This is a genomic window from Candidatus Cloacimonadota bacterium, assembly GCA_028706475.1.
Lineage (GTDB): Bacteria > Cloacimonadota > Cloacimonadia > Cloacimonadales > Cloacimonadaceae > UBA5456.
This window is the reverse complement of sequence record JAQWBI010000069.1, coordinates 1-6,273: the sequence shown is the minus strand read 5'-3', so window position 1 is coordinate 6,273 and position 6,273 is coordinate 1. Positions and strand designations below refer to the sequence as shown.

At 45.6% G+C, this 6,273-nt stretch carries 5 protein-coding genes; 3 read left to right on the top strand and 2 right to left on the bottom strand.

Annotated elements, in window-relative coordinates; translation table 11 throughout:
- Positions 1 to 328: 328 nt before the first annotated feature.
- The gene (locus tag PHF32_08375) at positions 329 to 1,480 is read left to right on the top strand and encodes an SUMF1/EgtB/PvdO family nonheme iron enzyme (protein ID MDD4560732.1); all 1,152 of its coding nucleotides are present in this window, start codon (positions 329 to 331) and stop codon (positions 1,478 to 1,480) included.
- Positions 1,481 to 1,633: 153 nt separating this feature from the next.
- On the opposite strand, the gene PHF32_08370 is transcribed toward PHF32_08375, so the two are convergent.
- Entirely contained in the window at positions 1,634 to 1,909 is a 276-nt protein-coding gene (locus PHF32_08370) for a TRL domain-containing protein (GenBank protein ID MDD4560731.1), read from the bottom strand.
- A 170-nt stretch (positions 1,910 to 2,079) separates the two neighbouring features.
- Complete coding sequence (locus PHF32_08365; protein MDD4560730.1) at positions 2,080 to 2,610, bottom strand: hypothetical protein; 531 nt, start codon at positions 2,608 to 2,610, stop codon at positions 2,080 to 2,082.
- An 848-nt stretch (positions 2,611 to 3,458) separates the two neighbouring features.
- Here PHF32_08365 and PHF32_08360 point away from each other — a divergent pair.
- Complete coding sequence (locus PHF32_08360; protein ID MDD4560729.1) at positions 3,459 to 3,887, top strand: hypothetical protein; 429 nt, start codon at positions 3,459 to 3,461, stop codon at positions 3,885 to 3,887.
- Positions 3,888 to 4,001: 114 nt separating this feature from the next.
- Positions 4,002 to 5,111: a hypothetical protein gene (locus PHF32_08355; protein MDD4560728.1), complete on the top strand. Its 1,110-nt coding sequence runs from the start codon at positions 4,002 to 4,004 to the stop codon at positions 5,109 to 5,111.
- The last annotated feature ends 1,162 nt before the right edge of the window (positions 5,112 to 6,273 follow it).

Sequence of the window (6,273 nt, the reverse complement as noted above, 5' to 3'; positions counted from 1 at the left end):
AATGAGATTTGCTGAGTAAATGTCCAAGTGGTTTTCTGCAAATGCTTTTCAGATATTCTTTTCTCTCTTCGACTTATCTAATTTGTCCAAGTGATCGCTATTTGCAATTATCAGTGACTCTTTACACATATGCTATCTGAAATACCGTGCCTACAGCACTCTAATAACCCCCCCAAAAAACATTCTTGTTGACAAAGATATTTCCCCAAGGATATTAGCGCCAAGACATGAAACACTTGTAAACGGTATGCCCGCACTGAATAATGCATTCTGTCCAAGAGTAAGATCATACCATATTGAGAGTAATATACACAATAAGGAGAAGAGCATGTTTAAGAGCAAGTTAAGCCTTGTAGTTTTGTTGATTATCGTGAGTATATCCATGATCAGTGGGTGCAAAGAAAAAGCCACTGAACCAGGCTTGGGTACTGTAGCTACTCCGGTCTTTGATCCTCCGGGGGGAGCCTATACCAGTTTTCAAACCGTTAGCATCAGCTGCGCTACATTGGGGGTTACGATTCTTTACACCACTGATGGTACAGAGCCACATTCTGGCTCATCTGTTTACCAGAATCCTCTGTGTATTGAAAGAGATACGGTCATCAAAGCAAAGGCTTTCAGAGACGGATGGAAGGATAGTAATACGGCAACGGCGGATTATTTGTTTGATTTTGCACCTATAGATATGGTCAGTGTCCCAGGCGGTACCTTCACTATGGGCGACACTCGAGGAGAAGGGAATGAAATAGAACTCCCAACCCACAGCGTCACATTGAATCCCTTCTACATGGGAACGTATGAGGTAACGCAAGGGGAGTATGCCCAGTATATGCAACCTGTTTCAAGCTGGACAAGTGAATATGGTCTTGGGTATAATTATCCAGCCTATAATGTATCCTGGTATGCCATCTTGAAGTATAGTAATCTGCGCAGTATGGCAGAGGGGCTTACGCCGGTGTATAGCATATCCGGATCTACCGATCCTGCTAATTGGGGAGAAGTACCAAACACCTGGAATCATCCAGATACTCCTTCCTGGATTGTGGCAATCTGCAATTGGAATGCCAATGGTTATCGTTTACCCACCGAGGCGGAATGGGAATATGCAGCCCGTGGGGCCACGAACACTCCGGATTATCTCTATAGCGGTTCCGATGATATTGATGCCGTGGCTTGGTACGATGGCATCAACTCACCCCATGGTTCCATACCAGTTGGCACCTTAGCTCCCAATGGTTTGGGGCTTTATGATATGAGTGGTAACGTCATGGAATGGTGCTGGGATTGGTATTCTGGGGATTATTACAGCAGCAGTCCAAGTTCCAATCCGACCGGTCCGGAGAGCGGGGCACCCCGTGTATTTCGTGGTGGCCACTGGCATGGAAGTGCCGACTACAGCCGGATTTCGGATAGGCACAACGCATACCCGGACGAGAGTCACTACGTTTTCGGCTTCCGCCTCTGCCGATCAGTCCCGTAATGCTTAGGTTTCATACATTGCTACCCTTGCAGAGGATTCCGATCCTCCGAACCCAGTAGCATGAGTTGGGCACCGTAAGGATTCCACTTAGCTTGGAATAAATGACCGCAGATTAAAGGAAAGAACAGCAAACGGTTTTGTTGTTCGTCTGGGCTATTCCCCTGTTACGGTTGTCTCGAGCTCATACACCAATATGTACCAACGAACGGTATAATCTACGGTTGAGATTTTTGTGATGCCGGCTCTTCTTGCGGCAATGTGAATGCCTGCTTCTGCCATAGGTGGAGGGAAGAAAAGGATTCCTGTTTGCTTGCTCCTACCGATTTTGCTGCCAATGGGGTTTTCGGTCGCCAATATTGGCTTAGTGACAGCACATGATGTAAGGATCACTGTGACAATAACTAAGAGGAAAAGCCTTGTTTTAGTCATTTGAGACTCCTTGAGTGTTAAACATTAAGTCCCGAGTGTTGGCACTGGTGCCAAGTTACTGTTTCGGGGGATACCTGAGAACAGCCGTGTTGTCCTCGCCTATGCATTTTATTGCTTGTCATGAAATCGCAAATGGTGTATGAGAACAATTTTGCGGTAGCAGCAATTCTCTACTTCAATCTTTCAACCCTTACAGATTCATTGATGCCATCAACTTGCATCTTGTAAGATGTTCCCTTTTTGACAATCATCACCATGGGACAATAGGAGTACATGTACTCATAGTAATACTGGCTCTGTTGCCAAATCTGTCCGTTTTCCAGCTTGACAATCGTGTCTCCGGTCCACCCTTTGAATGCCCCATCTATTCTGGATTCATATACTTGTGTCCTCTTGCCCGAGCCCTTATCATTTTTTGACGTGTTGCCTGAGGATATCTTCTTGACACTCAGTTTCTTGCCATCCAGGATCAACTTACCCTCTTTAGGGGAAACAAGTACTTGGGGGTAGTATGCATAGAGGTAATTGAATTCGTACTTAACTTCCCATGTTGATCCATCGTTCAGTTTGAACAACTCTCCATTGTTCCCCATGAAAGGACTGGGACTGGTTATTCTGGCTTCATACCAGTCCGATGCCATCAAAAATGAGCAAACAGTCAAAAATAGCAAAACCATATAAAAACCGTATCTGGCTCTCATCTAATCCTCCTTGATACTAAGTACCATAAGATAAGCATATATCTAGGACTATCTTAAGGTACACATAAAATTAACGGGGTTTTCTGACACATGCAGATGGTGAATCCCGCCTGATTAGTACGATTCGAGAAAATGCAGCTAAACACTCATACAGGATGATTGAGATTTTCCAACATCCCCTACTACTACACTCTATATAGAAGCGCAATCGACTAATAGCATGTTTTATCATCTCGAGTTTGATGTCAATATCTTTTTCCCATTCTTGAAATTGGGGCTTGGTAAACCTCAACAACGTAGGCGCGTTAAAGTAAATGCACAAAATACACAAAATATCCCGGCTGGGAGAGGAAGAGCAAGCTGCTTTCAGGTGTGAGGTCATAGGTAGGCGATAGACACAGATAAAGAACAACATAAATATCTATATAATAAATGTATTATCTCTATCTATATATCTATATTGCTGATGCTTAGCTCTATCTATTGTCTCTTCTTTACTCTCTCTTCTCTTGCTTTCTCCGTCTGTCCCAGCCCGGGGATTTTGTGTATTTTGTGTACTTTGTCCCCCACAACGGGAAGGCTCTGGCACCAAACCAAACAAAATGGCAAACCCATCGTGATTATAGCCTTTGCCCTCTTTGGGCCGGCACTGCGGTAAGAGCCCTCCTCCAGGCTTCTTGCGTCCCACCAAAGAGGAGTGGGGGAAGGCTGGAAGCTATGCGGAAGCCAGCGTAGCCCGTATATAGTAGAAGCGACATCTTGTCGCATGCAAGTAGAAGCTTCATCTTGAAGCTTGCCAGGATCAAACGGCTGCAAGCCGTTTCCACAACGAAAAAATAGGAGCTACCATGAAAGTCTTTTACAAAAACCTGATCAAGGCCTACACAGGCAAATGCGATGGCCTGGTGTATTACTATGACCCCGAGCTGGAGCGCATCCTTTGCCGCCGCTACGTGAAGCCCAGGCCCACGCCCCAAAACGCGCGTCTGGCAGCCACCATGCAAAACTTGAATAAACTGAACCTGAGCCAGGAATACATCACCGACCTCAAGTTCTACGCGGCAATGGCCCGCAAACCCGGCACCCGACTGAGCTGGCAAAACGTATTCACCAAGCTTATGTATGCCCTCCAGCGGGAATCCGGCACCGACCTAACCACCATCACCAAAGGCGCAGTCTATGAGCAAAACCTACCCTGTAGGACGGTGAAAACCGCCATTGAGGCAGGATTATTGGAGCCCATCCTTGATTATGCCAGACTGAATGCCGGGATGTAGATAACAGGTGGGGTGGGCTTTCTTCGTGCAAACGGTTAGCCCACCTCCTTTCACCTTCTCCCTTGACAAAAATATCCGTTTTGTCAATGTGCAATCATCCAGTGTGGAGGAATAATGAAAGAGAACGAAGTTTCAGCCCTGAATATGGAAGGGATCGAAGCAAATCAGCTGTATATCGCGGAAGGTTTGAATTACGTCTGGTGCCACGTATATGAAGTAGTTCTGAATCGGATCAAAACCAGCAAAGAATACCGAAAGCACAACCTCCTCCTTAGGGATTGCGACTACCTACCCATTCACCTTTTCTATAAAATGTTCCCCCAAAGCAGTTTTATGAAAAACGATTCCGCGGGATACATCTGGAATAAAGACAGCATGAAACGGTATCACCTTTCCCTGGTGCGACAGTTTGATTCCATAGCCATGCCGGTTGTCAGGGACTTTGAAGCATTCCTTAAAGCTGCTGATGAAGGCTGGATATCCACGCAGCTCAAGGTGTATGTGAGCCATAAAATAGCAGATATCGCATTGCTAGACAGCTTTCTAAGCCTCCCATCAATTCCCAGAGAGATTACTAATGGGCTCACCTGGCTCAAGAAACGTGATCAGTATGGCTATTACTGCATGGGCTCGGAATCCCGAAAATCGTTCATACCACCTTACTATGCTGACCGCTTGTTGGGTGTTTACGAAAGCCTGAGAGGAATTCAGTGTCGCATTATTCACGAAAGAGAAATCGGTGAAATTGTTTTTGACTATGAGATGGAGACGGCCCTTTCCGGAGCGGTCCGGCGCGCTGAAGACCAACACCGGGATGATGAGGAAACTGAGAGCTACTTTCTTGGGAATATCTACAAGGAATCAATCCGAGATGCGTATTTTACCGGCGTAATTGACGGATTAAAAGAGATCGTGCGGCGTCAGGGCGAACACCTGAAACCAAGTGACGATGAGCTATACAGGCTATTCTACAAAATCGAAAGTTTCGACCCCGCAAAAGTAACCCTGATCGTTCACTATGAGAATCCGGGAGAGGATATCGAAGGCGACTTCATTACCGTGAAATATAAAGGCTTAAAAGATGAGCGGAAAAACCTCAATGTGTTTCGCAAAATTAGACTAACTGACTCTAAGCCAGACGAATCAAGGAGCCCTGCAAGCGAAAAACTTGTTACCAAGAGCGCGCGTAAACTATTGGCTAACATAACTCCGTATCCACCATAGCCTGATGCTATTTTACTGGAGCTCATCCAGTTGCCCGACTGATTAATCTGGATGGATGTCTCTTTATCAACACGGATCGTTTTATAGAAAATCTTTAGAATGTAATCCGGGTTTTGCTCAGAAACTATAAAGCCCCTGCGATGAAGTAGATCTTTCATGCAGGGTTCTTTTCCATGGACGGGACACTGTCTTTGGCACTTGTGCACATCCGCTAACCAGGATTAGCAAGCTTAAGCAAAATTTGAACATGGCTTTTTTCATAAGTACTCCTTGTCTGACGTACTCTGATCGCTACAACGAGAATCATGCAACTCTGGGGTGGTGGCAGCGACAACAGATTTCTAATAATCATAAGATGCGAGAATTGGCTGCACTACCTGTCTAACAGTTGAGTCCACAGACGAATGTATTCAAAAGAACAAAGCCTCTAAATGTGTCAAGCTTAATTTGTCTGGAGCTTTTTAGCTGGGTTTAGGCGCGTCTTGGGACACACATTGCAGAAGTATTTTTTGCCCTGTGATGAGATCTTCACCGATTTATCCAGTTCTTGTCCAGTTAAGAGATAGTGAAGGCCATGTTCGCAAGATTTGCATAAGCGACGGGGCGAAGCTGTATCCGACGGCACAGGTAAACACAGTACACAGGGAAAACTATCCGACATTACTGGGCTTTGGATGAGCCTTTAGGGGCGACAGATCATATCAGGGCTTTATCCTTTCATTGTCCGGACATTGCTCACGGGGCTTATCAACTCGAAATATGCAGGATTCAATCACAGGGTTTCTCGCCTTCACAGCATGATCACCGCGTTAGTCGTTCCGTCTGCATGTCAGCGGTAAGATACCGCCGTACCTGATTGGCATAAAGTGAGACAAGATGATCTCCGGTGCGCTTTAGCCACCGGCGAAAACATTGAGCATTAGATTCCGGATAGCCTCCACAAACCTTCGCTATTGCTTCGCTTTGTTCCGGCTTCCGGAATGACGATGGTGGGCTCGATCTCGGAATGACCGATCTAGGGATCGATCACGGAAGTGTAAAGAGTCACTGAAAATTGCAAATAGCGATCACTTGGACAAATTAGATAAGTCGAAGAGAGAAAAGAATATCTGAAAAGCATTTGCAGAAAACCACTTGGACATTTACTCAGCAAATCTCATTG

Coding starts and splice junctions, on each gene's coding strand:
- PHF32_08375 (MDD4560732.1), top strand. CDS start 329: ATGTTTAAGAGCAAGTTAAGCCTTGTAGTTTTGTTGATTATCGTGAGT.
- PHF32_08370 (MDD4560731.1), bottom strand. CDS start 1,909: ATGACTAAAACAAGGCTTTTCCTCTTAGTTATTGTCACAGTGATCCTT.
- PHF32_08365 (MDD4560730.1), bottom strand. CDS start 2,610: ATGAGAGCCAGATACGGTTTTTATATGGTTTTGCTATTTTTGACTGTT.
- PHF32_08360 (MDD4560729.1), top strand. CDS start 3,459: ATGAAAGTCTTTTACAAAAACCTGATCAAGGCCTACACAGGCAAATGC.
- PHF32_08355 (MDD4560728.1), top strand. CDS start 4,002: ATGAAAGAGAACGAAGTTTCAGCCCTGAATATGGAAGGGATCGAAGCA.